This window comes from Pseudoalteromonas sp. P1-30, from assembly GCF_001400005.1.
GTDB lineage: Bacteria > Pseudomonadota > Gammaproteobacteria > Enterobacterales > Alteromonadaceae > Pseudoalteromonas > Pseudoalteromonas atlantica.
Map to the genome: position 1 here is coordinate 44,148 of NZ_LKBC01000007.1, position 21,016 is coordinate 65,163.

Sequence of the window (21,016 nt, forward strand, 5' to 3'; positions counted from 1 at the left end):
TGTGCAGTTTAAAGATAAAATTACACTGGCGTTTAGTGGTGCTTCAGGCGCGCCTTACGGTTTAAGATTGCTTGAAGTATTACTCGCGCAGCAATTTCAAGTGTATGTACTTATATCAAGTGCTGCGCGCGTGGTGCTTGATACAGAGTCAAACATTAAACTCTCAGCTAATGAAGATAAAGCAACCGAGCAGTTAAGCGCTCTATTTAATGCCAAGCCAGAGCAGTTAAAAGTATTTGGTAAAGATAACTGGTTTAGCCCTGTAGCTTCAGGCTCTGCCGCCCCTAAAAAAATGGTAGTATGCCCGTGCAGCGCAGGGTCCGTGTCTGCTATTGCGCTCGGAGCATCAGATAACCTACTCGAGCGTGCAGCCGATGTGGTTATTAAAGAGCGAGGGCAATTAATTTTAGTGCCACGCGAAACGCCCTTTAGCGAAATTCACCTTGAGAATATGTTAAAGCTTGCGCGTTTAGGGGTCACTATTATGCCCGCTGCGCCTGGTTTTTATCACAAGCCACAACGTATTGAAGACTTAGTTGATTTTATGGTGGCGCGAATTTTAGATCATTTAAACATTGAACATAACCTAACTAAACGTTGGGGTTATGGTGAGGGTAAATAATGAATAAGCAAAATGTTGCTTTAAATATAGAAGGCCTGACCAAGGTTTATAAAAACGGTGTAGAGGCCGTGAAAGGTGTTGATTTACAAGTTTTTGAAGGCGACTTTTTTGCCTTACTTGGCCCAAATGGTGCCGGTAAGTCGACCACTATTGGTGTTATATCGTCCTTGGTAAATAAAACGCAAGGTAAGGTGGAAGTGTTTGGTCACAACATCGATACCGACCTTGAAGCTGCTAAAGCGCATTTAGGCCTTGTGCCACAAGAGTTTAACTTTAGTCAGTTTGAAACGCTTGGCCAAATATTGGTAAATCAAGCAGGCTACTACGGTGTTACCCGCGCAGAAGCGCATAAGCGTGCCGATAAATATTTAACTCAGCTTGGCTTATTAGAAAAAAAAGACAAGCAAGCACGTACGCTTTCAGGGGGTATGAAACGCCGTTTAATGATTGCCCGCGCATTAATGCATGAGCCAAAGCTACTAATATTAGATGAACCCACAGCAGGGGTTGATATAGAGCTGCGCCGCTCAATGTGGGATTTTTTACGCCAAATTAATGAGCAAGGCGTAACGATTATTTTAACCACGCACTACCTTGAAGAAGCTGAGCTGTTATGTAAAAACATCGCTATTATTGATACTGGCCGTATTGTTGAAAACACCACTATAAAAGCGTTACTAGCTAAGCTTGATAAAGAAACCTTTGTGCTTGATTTAAAACAGCCAGCACAGCCAGTCACCCTTGAGGGGTACTCATTTAGCATGCCTGATGAGCACACCATAGAAGTTGAAGTGGCTAAATCTCAAGGGTTAAATGCAGTTTTCAGTGCGCTAACCGAACAAGGTAACACTGTTTTGAGTATGCGTAATAAAGCAAACAGATTAGAAGAGTTATTTGTAGGATTACTAGAGCAAGGGCGGGGCGAATAAATGTTTAAATATGGCGTAGCCTTAAAGAGTTTATGGATTAAAGAGTGTATTCGTTTTTTACGTATTTGGGTGCAAACCTTAGTGCCGCCGGCGATTACGATGAGTTTATACTTTGTTATTTTTGGTAATTTAATTGGCTCACGTATTGGTGAAATGGGTGGTTTTAGCTACATGGAATTTATTGTTCCGGGGCTAATAATGATGTCGGTTATTACCAACTCATATTCTAATGTTGCTTCTAGTTTTTATTCAACCAAGTTTCAAAAAAGCATTGAAGAGCTATTGGTTGCGCCTGTGCCTAATTACATAATTGTACTTGGTTATATGGGCGGCGGTATGACCCGCGGCATGATGGTGGGCTTTATTGTTACCTGTGTATCGCTGTTGTTTGTGGATATTCAAATACACAATATATTTGTAATTATGGCAACGGTAATTTTAACCTCAGCGGTGTTTGCACTCGGTGGTTTAATTAACGCTATTTATGCCAATAGTTTTGACGATATTAGTATTATCCCAACCTTTATTTTAACGCCACTAACATACTTAGGCGGCGTATTTTATTCAATTACGCTACTGCCAGAGTTTTGGCAAAATGTATCGCAAATAAACCCAATTATTTATATGGTTAATGCGTTTCGTTATGGCTTTTTAGGCGTGTCGGATGTTGATTTAAGTGTCGCGCTTGGCGTTATATTAGTATTTATTACGGTGCTATTTACTTTAGCGCTAACGTTAATTAAAAAAGGTGTGGGGCTTAGACATTAATGAGCGATGCAAATTCACGCAGTATTGTATCTAATCAGGCGGGCATACACGAAAAGCTTGATGAAATCGTTAACAAGCATTTAAACGCAGAGTTTAAAAAGCCTATTGCTGAGCACACTCAACAAGCGTTTGATGAAGTCAATGAGCAGGTTCAAGCTTTTAATGGACCGCTTATTATAGACTCATGTTGTGGAGTAGGAGAGAGCTCGGCTAATTTAGCTAAGCGCCACCCAGATGCATTAATTATTGGTATTGATAAATCGTCACACCGCTTAGATAAGCACGATGTTGAATATAAACAAACAGACAGCGGCCAGTACATTTTGGTACAAGCTGACTTAAACGACTTTTGGCGTTTAGCTGTGGCTGCTAATTGGCAGCCTACTCATCATTATTTGCTTTATCCTAACCCATGGCCTAAATCTAAGCATATCCAGCGTAGGTGGCACGGCGCGGCTATTTTTCCGTTTATTGTTAAGCTAGGCGGTCGCTTAGAGGTGCGCAGCAACTGGGATATTTATGTAAAAGAGTTTGCCAGAGCGCTTGAACTAACGGGTCATCCTTGTGAGGTAACGCTGTATGAGTCAAACGAAGCAATTACTCCGTTTGAGCGTAAATACTGGGCCAGCGGCCAACAAAGCCATCGTTTAGTGATAGACCTTTAAACGGCCACTTCCTCTTGGCTTGATGAGTTAACATGTGACGCTGGGTAAGCAAAGTAATTGCCTTGCATCAGCGCCACATCTACATTTTTAAGCGCATTTTCAATACTTACATTTTCTACCGACTCTGCCATGAGCGTTAAACCAAGCTGCTTTGCAGCATGAACTGTATGCTCAATAAATAAGGCTATATTTTCATCACTTACTGCTTGTTTTACTAATGCGCCGTCGAGTTTTATACCGTTTACTTCAAGCTTTAGCGCATTCGAAATATTTGAATAACCACTACCAAAACCAGTAATAATGACATTCACCCCTTTGGTTTTTACCATAGAAATAAACGTTTTAACTTCTAAAAAATTAGTAATAGCGTGTGACTCTAAAAGGCCAAGCGTGATGTTTTCTGGGTGCGGGTAGCGCTTAAGCTCGTTAGCAATGTATTCACTCAAACTAGGGTCGAGTATATCTTTATCGCTTATGTTTAAGCTCCAGCATATATCTGTTTTTCTAAACCGCTCTATACACTGGCTAAATAGCGTGCGCGTTAGTAGTCCGCCCATTCTTGAGCGGCTCACTACATTTAAAAATGAGTCGGGTTTTAAAATTTCGCCATTTTTAGTCACCATTCTGGCTAAGCATTCGTAATGTACAACTTCATTATTGGTGGTGTTAAACATAGCTTGAAAATAAGGCACTATGCGGTTGTTATCAAATGCTTCTTGAACCTCTTTGGCAAGGCTTACATTGTATTGATACTGGTTTTTTACATCGCTCATTACTTTTGAGTAGCTAACAACCTTACCGCGCCCATGTTTAGCCTGAAGCGTTGCAATGTGCGCGTTTTCAATCAGTAGTGATTTATTACCACTGGCGATACCTGCGCAGTAAGTTATATAAATAAATGGGTTTGTTAATACCGGGCTGTTTGCATTATACGACTCAACTAAATCGCTCAGTTCGCTGCTTTTAAAGCTTTTAGGGGTAAGCACGGCAATTTTATTAGTAGCAAGGCGATACACCTTACAGCTTTGCGGGCTGCGACTTTGATAATGACTGAGCAAGCTTTTCATTACGTTGTCGCCAACTTGAGTGCCATAAAAGCTATTAATATCTTCAATTTCGTTCACCCAAATAATGGCAAGTTGCATGTGGTGTGAATTACTCTTTTTGATAAAGTACTCAAGCGCAATATGATTGGCAAAGCCCGTACTGGCATCTGTTGCTAGGGTACGCTTTAACAAATATATATAAATAGCTGCAACCAGTACCGCAATAAAAAAGAAAAAACACGCCGTTATTATGGCTTTAGTGACACTGTATTGAAGCTTTTTATTTAAATCATCTAAGGTTATGTCGGCACCCGTAATGTAGGTGGTACCATATTTATCTACAAAGGGAATAAAAACAGTTTTAAAATCACCCCATTGGTCGCTAGATTTCTCAAAAACAGGCTCGGTAGAATAAAACGCGCCCCTGTTAATGTCGGTGGCCTCTGGGTATAAATCAAGAAATTGCGTAACACGTGCGTTTTCTTGATCGTCTTTGGTGTAGCTGGAAGAGGTAAAGTAAACTTTGTTATCGCGCATGATCATCGAATAGACGTAAGCTATATCAAGCGCTTGTGCAAGCTCTGAGAGTTGTTTGCTTTTAGTTTGGTAAACCGAAAAACCAATATCGTAGCCTTGGCTAATTCTATCGTGGTAACTTTGCCCCAAAATATGTTTTACGCTGGTGGCGGCATTTAGAAGGCGCTCATCGACAGCGTGCATTATTTCGCTACGCGCTGAGCTATAGGTGTAATAAACATAGACTAATAAACTGACCAAAAACAATGTAAAGCCAGCTATAAACCACTTCCCTTTTAATTTCCCTGTGAGCATACTTGTCCCTTATTGTTACACACATTAAGTATACGCATAAATGTAATTTGCCCAAAACTAAAATGTGACTTTTTAATAAAATCCTATTATTGAAATTTTTTTACAATATTTGTCATCCGTTTAGTCGCTTTTATGGCTTAAAGGGAGACATTTTACTTATATTGCAGTAAAGTTAGCGCAATTTTTAAAAGAAGCACGCTGCTTATAATAGCGCCATAGTTTGGCATTTTTAACTGTTAAACGCGTGTTTTAGCTACACACACACTAGGTATAAAGATGGATCAAAAGCGTTGTGCCGTCGCCTCTAAAGAAAGCCTTAAGCGTATATTTACTGTACCTGAAGCGCCAGACTCAACTTTAAGCAAAATTGAGCTTGAAATTTCGAGTAATTTAGCAGGGTTTTTAAACGAAAATATAGCGGCAATTGAAAAACCATTACACGAAATTGAAAAAGATTTTCAGGCTGCGGTGATCCCAGAAAACCCAACGTTTGTATCTGCTTACGCCCAAGATATTATGGAGCAGCTAGTTGCCCATTCGGTACACACGGCTGCGCCTAGCTTTATTGGGCATATGACATCGGCTCTTCCGCATTTTTTACTACCGCTTTCAAAATTGATGGTGGGGCTTAATCAAAACCTAGTAAAAATAGAAACCTCAAAAGCATTTACGCCCCTAGAGCGCCAAGTACTAGGTATGATGCATCATTTAGCTTACTCGCAAGATGAGTCGTTTTATTCTAAATGGATGCACAGTGCTAAAACATCACTCGGTGCTTTTTGTTCTGGTGGTACAGTTGCAAACATAACGGCACTGTGGATTGCACGTAACCGCTTATTAAAACCCGACGGTAGCTTTAAAGGCATTGCCGCTCAAGGGCTCGTTGCCGGTATGCTGCATTATGGCTACAAAGGGCTGGCCGTTTTAGTGTCGGAGCGAGGGCATTACTCTTTAGGTAAATCAATTGATTTACTAGGCATCGGCCGTGAAAATTTAATTGGTGTAAAAACCTGCGAAAATAACAAGGTTGATGTGAATGCCATGCGCGAAAAAGCTTTAGAGCTTGAATCGCAAGGCATAAAAGTTATGGCAATTGTAGGGGTTGCTGGCACAACCGAGACCGGTAATATCGACCCTCTTGATGATATGGCCGATTTAGCGCAGCAAATAAACTGCCATTTTCACGTTGATGCAGCGTGGGGTGGGGCAACGCTTTTATCGCAAACGCATCGCCCATTATTAAAAGGAATTGAGCGCGCAGATTCGATTACCATTGATGCACACAAACAAATGTATGTGCCAATGGGTGCAGGCTTGGTGTTATTTAAAGACCCAACTGCTACGGATGCAATAGAGCACCATGCAGAGTACATATTACGTAAAGGCTCAAAAGATTTAGGAAGCCATACACTTGAAGGCAGCCGCCCAGGTATGGCTATGTTAGTACATGCTTGTTTACGCGTTATTGGCCGCAAGGGCTACGAAATGCTTATTGATCGTAGTATCAAAAAAGCACATTACTTTGCTGATTTAATTAAAGCCGATGAAGACTTTGAGCTGATTTCAGAGCCTGAGCTGTGTTTGCTTACATACCGCTATGTGCCTAAACAAATTAAACAAGCCATAGCCCAAGCAGATGCCGCAACACGGTTAGAAATTTTCGCGTCGCTCAATCGCTTTACTGCCAGTATGCAAAAACGCCAACGTGAATCGGGGCGCTCGTTTGTATCGCGTACTCGCTTAACACCCTCAAAGTACTATAATCAGCCAACAGTGGTATTTAGAGTGGTATTGGCTAATCCGCTAACATCGGGTGTTATATTAAAAGAGATTTTAGCTGAGCAAAAAGAGCTTGCTAAAACAGACCCTGTATTTAAAAAGTACTTAAGTAAGTATATGCAGTAACGCCTAGATATAAACTAAAACAAAGGCGCCAATGGGCGCCTTTGTTATTTTTGCTGTGAGTTTTAATACAGTCTTCTTTTTAAGCGTTAAAGCAGTTTGCCCTAATAATGTCAGTTATAATTTTTTGCGATGGGTTTATTTTCTCCATTGCTAAAAATTCATCAGGTTGGTGGGCTTGATTAATTGAGCCTGGCCCCATGACTATTGTTTCACAGCCAAGTTGCTGAATAAACGGAGCTTCTGTGCAATAATTTACTGCAACGGCTTTTTCCCCTGCAATTTTTTCTGCCATTTTAACGAGTGCGCTATCAGTGCTGCCACTAAAAGCTGGAATGGGCTCGTGTAAATCAATTACGCTCACTGCGCTTGGGTATTGCGCGTTTATATCGCTGGTAGCATCAATAAGTAAAGCTTGTAAGTCTTTAATGCTTAACCCTGGGAGCGGGCGCATGTCTATGTGCATTTCGCAGCAGCCACAAATTCGATTTGCGTTGTCGCCACCATGAATATTACCTAAATTTAAGGTAGGGTAAGGTATTTCAAAATGTTCAACTGAATATTTATTCTTTAACTGCTCTTTTAAGATCAGCAACTTTGTAATCACTTTATGCATGACTTCGATGGCGTTAAGACCACGTTCGGGATCGGAACTATGACCTGAGCGGCCAATCACTCTTATAGCCGTGCTCATATGTCCTTTGTGAGTAAATACAGGAGTCATATCAGTAGGTTCACCAATAATACAACGCGCAGGTTTTAAATTAGGGTGCTTACAAATTTGCTGCGCTCCCGCCATGGTGGTTTCTTCATCGGCAGTGGCGAGTATTAAAATAGGTTGTGTTTGCTGTTTTATATCAAGCTCACTAATAGCTTGTAATACAAAAGCAAAAAAGCCTTTCATATCAATACTACCTAACCCATATAAGTTATTATTATGTTCAGTGAGTTTAAATGGGTCGTGGTTCCAGCGGCTATCGTCAAACGGTACGGTGTCTGTATGGCCTGCAAGCATTAAGCCGCCATCGCCTTGCCCTCGCTTTGCAAGTAAGTTGTATCGGCCTTTTCCACCTTCTAACTCTATAATTTCGCAAGTAAAACCTAAACTTTCGCACCAACGTGCTAGCAACTCTATTACCCCTTTATTACTCATACAAAGCTCATCTTCTATTGCACTAATAGAGGGGGCTGCAATGAGTTGTTGGTACATAGAGATAAATGACGGCAAAGACATAAAAAAATCCAAAATAATTATTCAATTTAATTGCATAACAATATAAAAGTATTTATGATGAATATCAATTCACTTTTTAAGCATAAATATATTAAGTATAGCCATGAAGATAATGCGACGATAATCAACAATTCATTGAGAAAAGTATTAGCTAGCATCTAAGCTAGTGTAAGCGAACACCACACCTATTTAGTAGTAAATTTATAAACGAGTAAAAAATGAATGTAGCGATTATTGGCGCAAGCGGTTATAGCGGCGCAGAATTAGCAAGCTTAGTTGCTAAGCACCCTAATTTAACGTTATCGGGCTGTTATGTCTCTGAGGGAAGTTTAGATAAACATAAATTATTAAGTGATTTATACCCAGAGCATAGAAACCTTCTTGATATTCCTCTACTACCACTGAGCGAATCAGCGTTTGATGACATAAATTCGAGTGCCGATTACATCTGCTTATGTACTGATCACAAAGTAAGTGTTGATTTAGCCCCGCAGTTTTTAGCTATGGGTAAAAAAGTATTTGACCTATCGGGCGGTTACCGCCTTGCTAGCAACGACGAGTATGTTACTTACTATGGTTTTGAGCACCAACATCCTGAGTTATTAAACGAAGCAGCCTACGGGTTAGCAGAGTGGAATAGCAGTGCAATTGCCAATGCAAATCTTGTGGCAGTAGCCGGCTGTTACCCAACCGCTGCGCTTAATGCGTTAAAGCCGTTGCAACAGGCAGGCTTGTTGAGTGATGAAAAAGTGATTATTAATGCTGTTTCAGGTGTTACTGGCGCAGGGCGTAAAGCCAGCGTAGGTACTCACTTTTGTGAAGTATCGCTTGCCCCGTATGGTTTGTTTAACCATCGTCATGGGCCTGAAATTGAACAACACCTTGGCCACAAGGTGTTATTTACACCGCACTTAGGTAATTTTCCGCGTGGAATTTTAGAAACTATTTATGTACAGCTTAAGCCAGGCGTTACCAAGGAAAACGTATCTGATGCTTATCAAGTACTTAAAAACGAGCCGTTGATTCGTTTGTTAGCTGATAAAGTGCCATCTATTAAAAGCGTGCTAAAACAACCCTATGTTGATATTGGTTGGCAGCAGCAAGGCTCTCAACTGATTGTTATGGCAGCGATAGATAATCTATTAAAAGGCGCTGCGGGTCAAGCCTTGCAATGTATTAACTTATCAATGAATTTAGATCACACCACTGGCTTAAAAGGAGCCTTTTAATGAGCACTAAAACGTGGGTAATTAAATTAGGTGGTGCTGTACTTAATACTGAAAACGCGGCAAAAGCTTTGTTTAATGTATTAAGCGCTGATCAAAATAATCAGTTTGTTATTGTTCATGGTGGTGGCTCGTTAGTTGACACTTGGCTAAAACAAGCAGGCTTTGCTAGTGCAAAGCACCAAGGACTGCGTATTAGCCCAAGTGAGCAAATGCCTTACATAGTGGGGGCGCTGGCTGGCTGTGCAAATAAGCAGCTGGTAAGCCAAGCTATTAATGCAGGCCATAAACCTGTTGGTCTCTGTTTGTATGAAGCCGGAGTTATGGCGTCTCAAAAGCTAAAAGCGCTTGGGCAAGTAGGTAAGTGCGAAAGTAATGATGATTCAATTGTTAACGATTTACTTAAGCTTGGTCGGTTACCTATCGTGAGTTCTATTGGGTTTGATGAGCAAGGTAACTGGTACAACGTTAATGCTGATGAAGCTGCCGCAGCGATTGCTAGCAACTTAAATGCAGAACTTATTTTTATGACAGATGTAGAAGCGGTACTTGATGCAAACAAGCAGCCGTTACATCAACTTGACACAAAACACATTGATACTTTAATTGATGAAGGGGTAATTTTGGGCGGAATGGAGGTCAAAGTTAAGACCAGCCTGCACGCTGCCCAACATTTACGACGCGGTGTGTATATTTCCAGCTGGCAAAAGCCAGACAATTTAACTGCTTTGCTACAGGGCGAGCATGTCGGAACAAAAATTACACCATAGGGTTATCATGTTAGAGAATTTTTTAACGGGTCTAGAATTAGACCAACAAGGCGCACTAAATTTACTAAAACTAGCGCGTGATTTAAAAGCAAAGCCAGAAAAGTACAGCCAAGTATTAGCGGGTAAGTCAATTGTTACCTTATTTGAAAAGCAAAGTTTACGTACGCGTTTATCGTTTGATATTGGAATTAACCGTTTAGGCGGCCACGCTGTGTATTTAGATCAGCAAAACGGCGCTATGGGTGCACGTGAATCTGTAAAAGACTTTGCACTTAATATTTCTACGTGGGCTGATGGTATTGTCGCGCGCGTAAACCAGCACAGCACGTTAACCACCTTAGGTGAATACTCTAGTGTACCTGTCGTTAATAGCTTGTGTGATTTATATCACCCGTGCCAGGCATTGGCTGACTTTTTAACGCTACAAGAAGTACACGGCGATGTAAGCGAGCTAAAAGTGGCTTACTTAGGTGAAGGTAACAACGTTACTCATTCACTTATGTTATTAGCGGCAACGCTAGGTACAGATTTTGTTGCTGTTACACCAAAAGGCAGCTCGCCTGATTCGCAAATTCTTAAAAAGGCTGAGCAAATTGCTGCAATGAATGGCGCATCAGTAATGGTAAGCGACCGTGTAGAAGCCGCTGTAGGCGCTAATGTTGTATATGCAGATACGTGGGTGTCTATGGGCGATGATACACCTCTTGAGCAAGTTAAAGAAAAATACATGCCATATCAGCTAAACCAAGCACTGCTAGAACAAACAGGTGCGACTACGGTATTACATTGCCAGCCGGCACACCGTGAGTTTGAAATTACCTCTGAGGTAATGGATGGCCCAGCATCAAAAATTATTCAACAAGCAGAAAATCGCATGCATGCGCAAAATGCTCTGCTAGTTACATTACTAAATCCAAATTTTGTTAAGGAACACCTATGAGTTCAATTAAAAAAGTCGTTTTAGCCTATTCAGGTGGTCTTGATACTTCAGCTATCGTGCCATGGTTAAAAGAAAACTACGGTTGTGAAGTAATTGCCTTTGTTGCCGATGTAGGCCAAGGCGCTGAAGAACTTGAAGGCGTTGAAGAAAAAGCCATCGCATCAGGCGCATCTGAGTGTTACGTAGTTGACTTAAAAGATGAAATGGTAAGTGAGTACATTTACCCAACGCTTAAAACGGGTTCTATTTACGAAGGTACTTATTTATTAGGTACGTCTATGGCGCGTCCTATTATTGCTAAAGCGCAAGTTGAAATTGCACGTAAAGTAGGTGCCGATGCACTTTCGCATGGTTGTACTGGTAAAGGTAACGACCAAGTTCGTTTTGAATCGTGCTTTGCAGCACTTGCACCCGATTTAAAAGTAATTGCACCATGGCGCGAGTGGGATTTATCAAGCCGTGAATCATTATTAGATTACTTGGCTGAGCGTGATATTCCGTGTTCTGCTTCAGCAACAAAAATATACAGCCGTGATGCTAACGCATGGCATATTTCGCACGAAGGTGGCGAGCTTGAAGATCCATGGTGTGAGCCTAGTGACCAAGTTTGGACCTGGACTAATTCACCAGAGCAAGCACCCGATAAAGCTGAGCATGTAACGCTTACGGTTATTGAGGGTGAAGTGGTTGCCGTAAATGGCGAGCAGCTTAAGCCTTACGACTGTTTAGTTAAATTAAACGACATTGCTGCGCCACATGGTGTTGGTCGTGTAGATATTGTAGAAAACCGTTTAGTAGGCATGAAATCGCGCGGCTGTTACGAAACACCAGGCGGTACCGTTATTATGGCGGCACTGCAAGCTATTGACGAGCTAGTACTTGATAAATCAAGCCGTAAATGGAAAGAAGTATTGGGCGGTGAGTTTTCGCACTTAGTTTATGATGGTCGTTGGTTTACACCTCTAAAAGACTCTATTTTAGCCGGTGCAGAAGCGCTTTCTACACTTGCTACGGGTGAAGTTGTACTTAAGCTTTACAAAGGCCAAGTGACAGCCGTTCAGAAAAAATCACCTAATAGCTTATACAGCGAAGACTTTGCTACCTTTGGTGAAGACGACGTATATGACCAGTCACATGCTGAAGGCTTTATTCGTTTATTCTCGCTTTCGAGCAGAATTTCAGCAATGGCTAAAAAGTAAATTATTTATAGCCCCTTGTATAAGGGGCATTACAGGGTTTGGAGAGATTTCATGGCATTATGGGGCGGACGTTTTTCTACGGGTCCAGATGAGGCGTTTAAACAGTTTAACGACTCACTTCCGTTCGATTATCAGTTAGCAGAGCAAGATATTATTGGCTCTGTGGCATGGGCAGGTGCGCTTGAGCAAGTAAATGTACTTACAAGCGATGAGCACACCAAGTTGGTTGCAGCACTAAATGAACTGCTTGAAGAAGTAAAAGCAGATCCACAAGCAGTGGCAACCTCAGGTGCAGAAGACATTCACTCGCACGTAGAAGCCGCACTAATCGAAAAAGTAGGTGATTTAGCTAAAAAGCTACACACAGGCCGAAGCCGTAATGACCAAGTAGCCACTGACTTTAGATTATGGTGCCGCGATACTGCTGATCATTTACTCGGTGCAATTGCTGCACTAAAAGCTGAGTTTGTGGCGTTAGCTGAGCGCGAGCTGGGCACTATATTGCCAGGTTACACTCACTTACAACGTGCTCAACCTGTACTGTTTAGCCATTGGTGTATGGCTTATGTAGAGATGCTAGAGCGTGATGAAAGCCGCTTGCAAGATGCCAAAGCGCGTTTTAATTTTTGCCCTCTAGGCAGTGGCGCACTAGCAGGTACTGCCTACCCAATTGATCGCCAAGCTTTGGCGCAAGGCCTGGGCTTTACTGGCGCAACTAAAAACAGCCTTGATGGCGTATCTGACCGTGATTTTGTAGTAGAGCTTTTAAGCTGTGCTTCTATTTCTATGATTCATTTATCGCGTATGGCTGAAGATTTAATATTTTATAACTCTGGTGAAGCCGGATTTATAGAGCTTGCTGATAATGTTACCTCTGGCTCATCGTTAATGCCGCAGAAAAAGAACCCTGATGCGCTAGAGCTTATTCGTGGTAAAACTGGCCGTGTATTTGGTGCGTTTAGTGCCATGATGATGACCTTAAAAGCACTCCCTCTTGCGTACAATAAAGATATGCAAGAAGACAAAGAAGGTCTTTTTGACGCTATGCCAACTTGGCTTGCCTGTATTCACATGGCGCAAGCGTGTATCAAAAGCGTAAAAGTAAACGGCGATAAAACGCTTGCAGCAGCAAAAGGTGGCCATGCTAATGCAACTGAGCTTGCAGACTACTTAGTAGCTAAAGGTGTGCCATTTAGAGAAGGCCACCACATTGTGGGTGTACTTGTGCAGCTTGCTATAAGCGAAGGTAAAACTCTTGAAGAGCTTTCGCTTGAGCAGTACAAATCAGTTAATGACGTGTTTGAAGATGACGTTTACCCAGTACTTGAAATAGATGCCTGTATTAAAGCACGCCAAGCGCTTGGCGGTACATCTATTGAGCAAGTTACTAAAGCGGTTAAAGAAGCCAAAAAAAAACAGCAAATAACGGTTCGTGATGCAAATTTAGATGATGTTGAAGATATTGCTAGGCTGATACAGCACTGGGCTACGGTAGGTGAAAACTTGCCGCGTGCTAAAAGCGACATGGTGCATTCAATTAACGAATTTGCAGTAACAGAAATAGACGGCAAAGTGTCGGGATGTGCATCGTTATACATTTACGACACGGGGCTTGCTGAAATACGCTCTTTAGGCATTGATCCACAAAGCGCGGTAACTGGGCAGGGTAGGCAGCTTGTAGAGCACTTATTAGCAAAAGCCAAAAAATTGGCGCTTAATCGCGTTATTGTATTAACCCGTGTGCCAGACTTTTTTGAACAGCAACGTTTTACTTTTTGTAGTAAAGAATCGTTACCAGAGAAGGTAATGAAAGATTGCGAACTTTGCCTTCGTAAAGAAAACTGTGACGAAGTAGCAATGGAATATATTTTAAAGCCAAGTACACGTGCGGAGATCCCGTGTAAATACGTGGCTTAAATTCCCTGGATATAAAAAACGTACGGTTACCCCTGTGCGTTTTTTTATGTGTATAATAAACTGGTCAGATGAGTTTGGTGTCAGCTAGGGTTTTAGATTTAGTTTTAATAAATAGTTGTAGGTAGCATGTATTTTTAATATGTCAAAAAATGTTGGCACATTGGTTGCTTTGTATAAGTCAGATAGCAAAATAGCTATCACTGCTTAAAACAGGTAATGCAATTACCTACATGATGGTGTGATTAAAAGTTGCGCCAAATAATATTAAAACTTATACAAGGAACAATCACATGCAAGTTTCAGCTAATAGCCAATTACAAATGCAAGCATACAATAAAACACAACAATTACAGCCTGCGACGGAACAAACTGCTAGCCCTAAAACACTACAATCTGATACAGTAAGCTTCTCTCAAGAGGCGATGAGCGCTTCTAGTAATGATCTGCAGAGAGCAGGAATAATTTTGCCGGGTGGAAATCCACGCCCGAAATAATTACTATGGGATTTTAATGTTTTTAACTGATTTCTTTGGTTACTTTTCTCTATCGGCCCTAAATTTTTGGGCATTCTCTATGGCTTTTTTATTTAACCTATTTGTTTACAGCTTAGGAGTAAAAAGAGAAACAACATTGCTGATAAGTTCATTTATCATGATGGTATCCTATGGCGTATCTGATTACTCTTTAACATGGATATCTATAAATGAACTTACTTACCTCGATTGGGCCCTCTATGATGCCATTACAATTGCACTTCTAGTTACTACATATAGAATAATTAAAAAAGTAACTGTTTCTTTTACTTATTTAATCACGGGTTTAAGTATAAACATGTGTCTGCTGTTAGCTATGCATTTAGATGTTTTTATATATAATAATCGGGACACATGGCTTCTTTGGGATATATATGGTTTTACTGTTAGTATCATAGATATATTTATGATAGTAGCCTTGATTGTAGATAGGGATTTCTTAGGTCTCCACAAACTCAAAAATAAGCTTTTTGGTTTGTTTAAGTCTTCAAAAACGCAGCACATAATCTAGCTTAAATGTATATTTCTGAAGCCCTAATGGATTATGTAGCGGCTTTCTCCCAATGGGGCTTCTTAATGGCCTTCCTCTACTGTCTAGTCTCCAGCATAAACAAAGAAAATAAATCTCCTGTTTATTTGTCTGCATTAATGCTCTGCTCATATATTTTTGGCAGCTATATAAAATTGTTAGATAACCTATATCTTAATTGGGCGTTCTACGATTTTATTACAATTGTAGCGTTGCTGTCTTTGCAGTACTTCAATGTTTTTAAACGTAACAAAGCTTTCCTGTTCCTCGTTCTGGCTTTAACTGCTAATGCCGTACTTACATTGCTTTTGTATTATGACTTATATGTTCTATATAACTTTGAGCCATGGTGGTATTGGAGTGTTTATTCTATCGGCGTAAACGTAATTGATGTTTTAATGATGCTTTCACTAGTGGTTAACCAGCTAAAGAGTAATCGGCTTATTGAAAAGTTATAAGTGTGGCTGAACTTTAATAACGTGAGGTTTGCTGCATTTGTGGGGCTATTTATTGAGTTTTAGTTGCCAGGCGAGGGCTGTGGTACTGACGAGGGTCAGATGAATTATGTTAATATTACTTATTTTTTGCCTAACTACATAGTGTTTCAAACAACATGGCTATTATTGATGTAATCTCTAACTTCGATTTCGCTTATATATTAAGCGCTATTGTGCAGTGGGGGTTTCTCATGGCCTTTTTATACTCATTAGTATCTTCAATAAATAACCCCTTTAAAGGCTTTGTTGTACTTTCGAGTATTATGGCGATAGGTTATTTGCCTTGGATATTTACAAACTTTCAAACGGTTACTTATTTAGATTTTGCCCTTTTAGATATCGCTATTTTAGTTGCTGTGTATGTAACTCAGCGTTATTTTATTAAAGAGAAAACGACAGCTTATGTCTACTTAAACATCGGCCTTAGCGTTAACACCTTTTTAGCCCTATGCATGTATCTAGATACCAATATTCTATATAATTACACCTACTGGTGGTTTTGGCGCTTTTATTCATCGGCTGTTATGTTTTCTGATTTGTGTATGATTGCCGTACTAATTATCAATAGAGACTTTTTAGGCTTAATTAAGCTTAAAAGGTGGCTTTTGCAGCTAGCATTTTAAAGACGAAGTATCGAAACGTTTATGGCGATGAAAGTTTTTTTAGTTTTAATAAGTAAAATACTAAGCTAGGTGCTCAGTTAATGGTGTTGTTTATTATTTTTGAGGTGCTTATTATTAGCGTTTACTTTTAAGATGGATATCATCTCTTTTTTATTAGATGTGAGAATTGCCCATATAATCGGTGTGGTATTGCAATGGGGGTTCCTCATGGCATTTTTATATTCTTTAGTCTCATCTATCAATTCACGCTTTAAAGCGTTAGTTATACTTTCATCGATTATGGCTATTTCGTATTTTCCAGGTGTTTTGTTCAATTACCAAACCATTACTTACCTTGATCTCGCTATTTTAGATGCTATCACCATTGTGGTTTTAATTATTGCCCAATACTTTTATATTAAAGAGAAAACGGTTGCATTTATGTATCTTATGCTTGGGCTGAGTATCAACATGTGCTTTGCTCTAGGTATGTATTTAGACTCTTATATTTTACATAATTACACCTATTGGTGGTTTTGGGGGTTGTATTCATCAGTGGTGGCCATTTCTGATCTGAGTATGATTTTAGTGCTGTTTATTAATAAAGACTTTTTAAAAATTATTTATTTCAAAAACCTTATTTACTCGTTCTTTGCTAAGAAACCGCAATAGTGAATAATGTTCTAATCCCTCCTGAAGTGTCAGTTTATATCGGTGTGTTGGTGCAGTGGGGGTTTTTAATGGCCTTTTTATATTCACTAACAACTAGCATTAACAATCCATCAAAACAGGCAGTATGGCTATCTTTAGTTATGGTAGTTTCTTACTGCTTAAGTACAGTTATAGATATTTACAACATTAGTTACATAGAACTGTTTTGCTATGATGTAGGCACTTTATTTTGTATTTTATTTCTGCGGTATTTCCTACCTGAAAAGCGCATATCTACTTACTTATTATTTGGCTTGAGCATCAATTCGTTATTATTTTTAGCTATGCACATAGATGTGTTTGTACGTGGTAATTACGAACCGTGGTGGTTTTGGTCTGTTTATACAGTTGTTATTAATATGATGGATATCATCATGGTTGGTATTTTTTTCGTTAAAAAGGATTTTTTAATGTTAGTGCATGCTACTGATAAGTTGGTGAACGGTGTTATGAGATTGAAGCAAAGTGGCTGATGTTCTTTGGGGACTGGTCGATTTAGGGTACAACGTAGGTATTTTGTTTACGTGGTTTTTTCTTATTGCCTTTTTGTAAAACTTATCGGCAAGTATTAATAAGCCAGATAAGAGCAGGGCACAACTTTCATTTATTATGATGGTATCCTACATAGCTAGTTTGTTTATGGATCCAATTATAGAAACACCGCACTTAAATTATTTTTATTATGATGCTGTAACTATCTTGGTTTTACTTCTGTGGCGTAATTTCACCAAACAAACTATACCTACGCCCTTTTATTATTTAATTGTAGGGCTGAGCTTTAATGCCTGTTTATTTTTAGGTATGCATTACGACATTGTTATACAAGGTACACTTTACTATTGGTGGTTTTGGGCGGTATATATTTTTGGGATGTATTTTAGCGATTTCACAATGGCAATTGTACTAATTATAAACAGAGATATTTTAGGTTTACTTCGGCTTAGGAGATATTTGAGATTATTTATAGAAAGGCTGAGGGAGTGAGTTAATTTAATTATTGTTTTATGGTATTTGCTACGCCTCAAAAGTGTAGATAGCGGTACAATTTTTACTTTTCAGGCATTAAGGTTTCATGATTGATTTAATATTAAATACCAATATAACCTTCTACATAGGTGCATTTGTACAATGGGGCTTTTTAATGGCTTTTTTGTATTCACTTGCCAGCTCAATAAATAACGCTGATAAGAGCAAAGTTTGGTTAACATCAATCATGGCACTTTCATATTCATCTAGCTTATTTATTGATATGGACTCCATAACCTACTTTGATTTTTTCTTATTTGATGCTGCAACACTAGCCTCAATTGCTTTATGTGGTTTTTTTATAAAAAGTTGCACCTTGTACATTTATTTACTTATTGGGTTAAGTATTAATACTTCTTTATTTTTTGCGATGTACATAGACAACGATATTATGCATCACTATGAGTACTGGTGGTTTTGGGATATTTACTTTGTAGGTGTTAATTTTAGCGATTTACTAATGATTACAGTAAGCCTTTTAAATAAAGATATTTTAGGTTTAGCAAAGTTAAGTAATTATTTAACAACAAAATTTAAGCCCTCACGATATGCATAGCCTGTTATGGGCGATGGCTGACCTATACGATTACATAACCATTTTAATTACATGGCTGTTTGTTTTTGCATTTTCATATTGCTTATCTACAAGCATAAATAAGTCAGATAAAAGTTTAGCCCAAATATCATTTATTATGATGGCTTCATATACATCAAGTATGGTTATGGACCCGCAAACAGCCACACCTCACTTAAACCTGTTCTTATTTGATGCAGTTACCATAATCGCTTTGATGATATGGATGATTTTTTCGAAAGCTAAACAGATCGCTTTTTATTATTTAATCGTGGGGCTTAGTTTTAATGCGTTTGTATTTTACGGTATGCATTACGATAGTATCGTTGTTGGGAATATCGAGTATTGGTGGTTTTGGGGGCTTTATGGTATTGGGCAGCTTACAAGTGACTTGGTTTTATTTATAAATAAAGATATTTTAGGGTTAATAAAAGTCAAAAATTTTCTCGTTAAGAAAATGGGTGCTCATTAATGCTTCAACATGTATTTATGGCATTGAGTACAGTAAATGACTACCTAAGTATTTTTATTACATGGGCTTTTGTAGTTCCATTTCTTTATAATTTTGCTTGTACAATAAACTGCCGCAATAAGCATATTATGTACATTTTTTTGGTGATGATGCTCTCTTATACGCTCAGCCTATTTATGTTCAAAGCATCATTTATCCTTACAGGCTCAATATATTTAGATTTAGTAATTGCGGATTTACTTACCATTTTCACGCTTGCTTGCCTCTCCTATAATTATCTTCTTTTTGGTTTAACGTTTAATGCAACATTACACATGCCTATGCATTACGATTATGTGGTATTGGTTAGTTATGACTATTGGTGGTTTTGGGGGCTTTATGGTATTGGGCAGCTTACAAGTGACTTTAGGCTTGGCAAAGCTTAAACGTGCTTTATTTAACCGCAATGAATTACAAGCTATGGCTAAAAAGTAGTTAGGTATATTAGCGCACCTAAAGTGCGCTAATTGTGTTTATTTAGCTTGCGTCGCAGCCTAACCTTTGTTTTAAAGCATCCACTACAAGTGGGCTTACAAATTCGCTCACATCGCCATTATGGCGGGCAACTTCTTTTACCAAGGTTGATGATATAAACGAGTTGCGCTCAGAAGGTGTTAAAAACACGCTTTCTAAATCTGGATTTAGGCGGCGGTTCATATTTGCGAGCTGAAATTCGTAATCAAAATCAGATACCGCTCTAATACCGCGAATAAGCACATCGGCTTTATGATCAAAAGCTAAATCGGCTAGTAAGCCTGAAAAGCCAATCACTTTTACATTACTTAAATGTCCTAAAATAGTGTTGGCTAAATCAACTCGCTCATCAAGACTAAAGCACGGCTTTTTAGAAGGGTTATGAGCAATAGCAACAATAACCGTGCTAAACATTTTAGCTGCGCGCTGAATTAGGTCGGTGTGGCCGTTGGTTAACGGGTCGAAGGTACCAGGATAGATTGCCGTAACGTTCATAGATTTCACTAACTATTATTTTTTAAGTAGTCTATCAGTGTTTGTTCTACAAATCAGCCTAGGAGATCAGGTTGAGCTTGTATGTTTGATATTTAATCAGTAAAAGTGCTTTAAATGCGTTACTATTTTTTAAAGTGTAATTACGCTGCTTAGGCTTTACTTTAGTTAACAGCACCACATTAATACAAATGCCTGCGTGGAGCATAATCAGGCCTCGTTTTTAAAATAGTAAATTATGATGGTATTTAAACCAGCCCGATTTGTTTATACTGCATGGCTGATATTTAGTGTAATGTAGTTTATAAGTTAATTTGAGTCGTCGCATATGAATACTAAGGATAAAATAATACACACCAGTATTTCGTTATTTAATGAACATGGTGAGCGTGCAATATCAACCAATCATATTGCATCACATTTAGGGATGAGCCCGGGTAACCTTTACTATCATTTTAAAAATAAAGAAGACATTATCCGACATATTTTTGCGCTTTACAGCGAGCATTTACATACTCATTTTAAACCCATTGAAGCAAACGATGATGCATTTGATCATCTAACTGCTTATTTAGATTCGTTATTTGAGCTAATGTGGCGTTATCATTTTTTTTACGACAACTTAGGCGACATCCTCTCAAGGGATGAAAGCTTAAAACAAGCCTACATTGGTTTTCAGTCAACTTTATTAGAGCAGGTTCGCCAAGTTATTTTAGGCCTGCGCGATAACGAAATGATTGCCATAGAAGAGCAAGATGCGCTTGAACTTGCCCATACTCTTAAGCTAACCGTTAGTTTTTGGACTCCGTATATTAAAGCGCGTAGGCTCAGTGGTAATTTAGCCGAGCAAGATATTTATCATGGCATTTTAAAAGTATTAGCATTATTTAGGGCTTACAGCACCGAAAAAAGCATACTTAAAATGAATCAGTTACGTGAAAAATACACCCAACTAGCAGAGCAAGCGCCAGCGCTTGCCTAACTGCTGTTAGTTGGTTAGTTCCTAGACGCAAAAATT

At 39.2% G+C, this 21,016-nt stretch carries 23 protein-coding genes; 20 read left to right on the forward strand and 3 right to left on the reverse strand.

Annotated elements, in window-relative coordinates; genetic code table 11:
* Window position 1 precedes the first annotated feature (1 nt).
* From AN395_RS12245 to AN395_RS12260, 4 genes are read left to right on the forward strand one after another with little or no spacing between them, the layout of a single operon-like run.
* On the forward strand, window positions 2-622 hold the full coding sequence (locus AN395_RS12245) for a flavin prenyltransferase UbiX (RefSeq protein WP_004588542.1): 621 nt from the start codon (window positions 2-4) through the stop codon (window positions 620-622).
* Window positions 622-1,551: an ABC transporter ATP-binding protein gene (locus AN395_RS12250; RefSeq protein WP_004588541.1), complete on the forward strand. Its 930-nt coding sequence runs from the start codon at window positions 622-624 to the stop codon at window positions 1,549-1,551. The genes AN395_RS12245 and AN395_RS12250 overlap by 1 nt, the downstream gene beginning before the upstream one ends.
* The gene (locus tag AN395_RS12255; protein ID WP_004588540.1) at window positions 1,552-2,319 is read left to right on the forward strand and encodes an ABC transporter permease; all 768 of its coding nucleotides are present in this window, start codon (window positions 1,552-1,554) and stop codon (window positions 2,317-2,319) included.
* Entirely contained in the window at window positions 2,319-2,984 is a 666-nt protein-coding gene (locus AN395_RS12260) for a tRNA (guanosine(46)-N(7))-methyltransferase TrmB (protein WP_054983169.1), read from the forward strand. Before AN395_RS12255 ends, AN395_RS12260 begins: the two co-directional genes overlap by 1 nt.
* On the opposite strand, the gene AN395_RS12265 is transcribed toward AN395_RS12260, so the two are convergent.
* The gene (locus AN395_RS12265) at window positions 2,981-4,861 is read right to left on the reverse strand and encodes a GGDEF domain-containing protein (protein ID WP_054983170.1); all 1,881 of its coding nucleotides are present in this window, start codon (window positions 4,859-4,861) and stop codon (window positions 2,981-2,983) included. The genes AN395_RS12260 and AN395_RS12265 overlap by 4 nt on opposite strands.
* Window positions 4,862-5,137: 276 nt before the next feature.
* On the opposite strand from AN395_RS12265, the gene panP reads away from it, so the two are divergent.
* A complete protein-coding gene (gene panP, locus AN395_RS12270) occupies window positions 5,138-6,766 on the forward strand; it encodes a pyridoxal-dependent aspartate 1-decarboxylase PanP (protein WP_054983171.1) in 1,629 nt (542 codons plus the stop codon).
* A 79-nt stretch (window positions 6,767-6,845) separates the two neighbouring features.
* On the opposite strand, the gene argE is transcribed toward panP, so the two are convergent.
* Window positions 6,846-7,997: an acetylornithine deacetylase gene (gene argE / locus AN395_RS12275; protein ID WP_029773581.1), complete on the reverse strand. Its 1,152-nt coding sequence runs from the start codon at window positions 7,995-7,997 to the stop codon at window positions 6,846-6,848.
* A 218-nt stretch (window positions 7,998-8,215) separates the two neighbouring features.
* Between argE and argC the strand changes: the two genes are divergently transcribed.
* The 14 genes from argC to AN395_RS19475 all read left to right on the forward strand — a co-directional run bounded on the left by argC (window position 8,216) and on the right by AN395_RS19475 (window position 19,418).
* A complete protein-coding gene (gene argC / locus AN395_RS12280) occupies window positions 8,216-9,226 on the forward strand; it encodes an N-acetyl-gamma-glutamyl-phosphate reductase (protein ID WP_054983172.1) in 1,011 nt (336 codons plus the stop codon).
* Window positions 9,226-9,993 (forward strand): acetylglutamate kinase, encoded by a 768-nt coding sequence (argB, locus tag AN395_RS12285; protein WP_054983173.1) that lies wholly within the window; start codon window positions 9,226-9,228, stop codon window positions 9,991-9,993. Before argC ends, argB begins: the two co-directional genes overlap by 1 nt.
* A gap of 7 nt (window positions 9,994-10,000) precedes the next feature.
* Window positions 10,001-10,933 carry an ornithine carbamoyltransferase gene (locus AN395_RS12290; RefSeq protein ID WP_024034341.1) on the forward strand — a complete coding sequence of 311 codons (933 nt, stop codon included), beginning with the start codon at window positions 10,001-10,003 and terminating at the stop codon, window positions 10,931-10,933.
* The gene (locus AN395_RS12295) at window positions 10,930-12,132 is read left to right on the forward strand and encodes an argininosuccinate synthase (RefSeq protein WP_004588532.1); all 1,203 of its coding nucleotides are present in this window, start codon (window positions 10,930-10,932) and stop codon (window positions 12,130-12,132) included. Before AN395_RS12290 ends, AN395_RS12295 begins: the two co-directional genes overlap by 4 nt.
* Before the next feature lie 51 nt (window positions 12,133-12,183).
* Window positions 12,184-14,049 (forward strand): argininosuccinate lyase, encoded by a 1,866-nt coding sequence (argH, locus tag AN395_RS12300; RefSeq protein WP_054983174.1) that lies wholly within the window; start codon window positions 12,184-12,186, stop codon window positions 14,047-14,049.
* 290 nt (window positions 14,050-14,339) lie between these two features.
* Entirely contained in the window at window positions 14,340-14,543 is a 204-nt protein-coding gene (locus tag AN395_RS12305; protein ID WP_054983175.1) for a hypothetical protein, read from the forward strand.
* A gap of 16 nt (window positions 14,544-14,559) precedes the next feature.
* Window positions 14,560-15,093, forward strand: coding sequence for a hypothetical protein (locus tag AN395_RS12310; RefSeq protein ID WP_054983176.1), 534 nt, complete (start codon window positions 14,560-14,562; stop codon window positions 15,091-15,093).
* A gap of 5 nt (window positions 15,094-15,098) precedes the next feature.
* Window positions 15,099-15,569 (forward strand): hypothetical protein, encoded by a 471-nt coding sequence (locus AN395_RS19655; protein ID WP_054983177.1) that lies wholly within the window; start codon window positions 15,099-15,101, stop codon window positions 15,567-15,569.
* Between the two features lie 230 nt (window positions 15,570-15,799).
* The gene (locus AN395_RS12320; RefSeq protein WP_095206659.1) at window positions 15,800-16,231 is read left to right on the forward strand and encodes a hypothetical protein; all 432 of its coding nucleotides are present in this window, start codon (window positions 15,800-15,802) and stop codon (window positions 16,229-16,231) included.
* A 207-nt stretch (window positions 16,232-16,438) separates the two neighbouring features.
* A complete protein-coding gene (locus tag AN395_RS12325; protein WP_054983179.1) occupies window positions 16,439-16,882 on the forward strand; it encodes a hypothetical protein in 444 nt (147 codons plus the stop codon).
* The gene (locus AN395_RS12330; protein ID WP_200910450.1) at window positions 16,882-17,394 is read left to right on the forward strand and encodes a hypothetical protein; all 513 of its coding nucleotides are present in this window, start codon (window positions 16,882-16,884) and stop codon (window positions 17,392-17,394) included. The genes AN395_RS12325 and AN395_RS12330 overlap by 1 nt, the downstream gene beginning before the upstream one ends.
* Window positions 17,395-17,993: 599 nt before the next feature.
* Complete coding sequence (locus AN395_RS12340; protein ID WP_054983181.1) at window positions 17,994-18,503, forward strand: hypothetical protein; 510 nt, start codon at window positions 17,994-17,996, stop codon at window positions 18,501-18,503.
* Window positions 18,496-18,993, forward strand: coding sequence for a hypothetical protein (locus tag AN395_RS12345; protein WP_054983182.1), 498 nt, complete (start codon window positions 18,496-18,498; stop codon window positions 18,991-18,993). Before AN395_RS12340 ends, AN395_RS12345 begins: the two co-directional genes overlap by 8 nt.
* The gene (locus AN395_RS19475; protein WP_157683953.1) at window positions 18,993-19,418 is read left to right on the forward strand and encodes a hypothetical protein; all 426 of its coding nucleotides are present in this window, start codon (window positions 18,993-18,995) and stop codon (window positions 19,416-19,418) included. Before AN395_RS12345 ends, AN395_RS19475 begins: the two co-directional genes overlap by 1 nt.
* A gap of 91 nt (window positions 19,419-19,509) precedes the next feature.
* Here the strand turns inward: AN395_RS19475 and coaD are convergent, their stop codons facing one another.
* Entirely contained in the window at window positions 19,510-20,001 is a 492-nt protein-coding gene (gene coaD, locus AN395_RS12350; protein WP_054983183.1) for a pantetheine-phosphate adenylyltransferase, read from the reverse strand.
* A 325-nt stretch (window positions 20,002-20,326) separates the two neighbouring features.
* Here coaD and AN395_RS12355 point away from each other — a divergent pair, with 325 nt between their 5' ends.
* The gene (locus tag AN395_RS12355) at window positions 20,327-20,980 is read left to right on the forward strand and encodes a TetR/AcrR family transcriptional regulator (protein WP_004588522.1); all 654 of its coding nucleotides are present in this window, start codon (window positions 20,327-20,329) and stop codon (window positions 20,978-20,980) included.
* The last annotated feature ends 36 nt before the right edge of the window (window positions 20,981-21,016 follow it).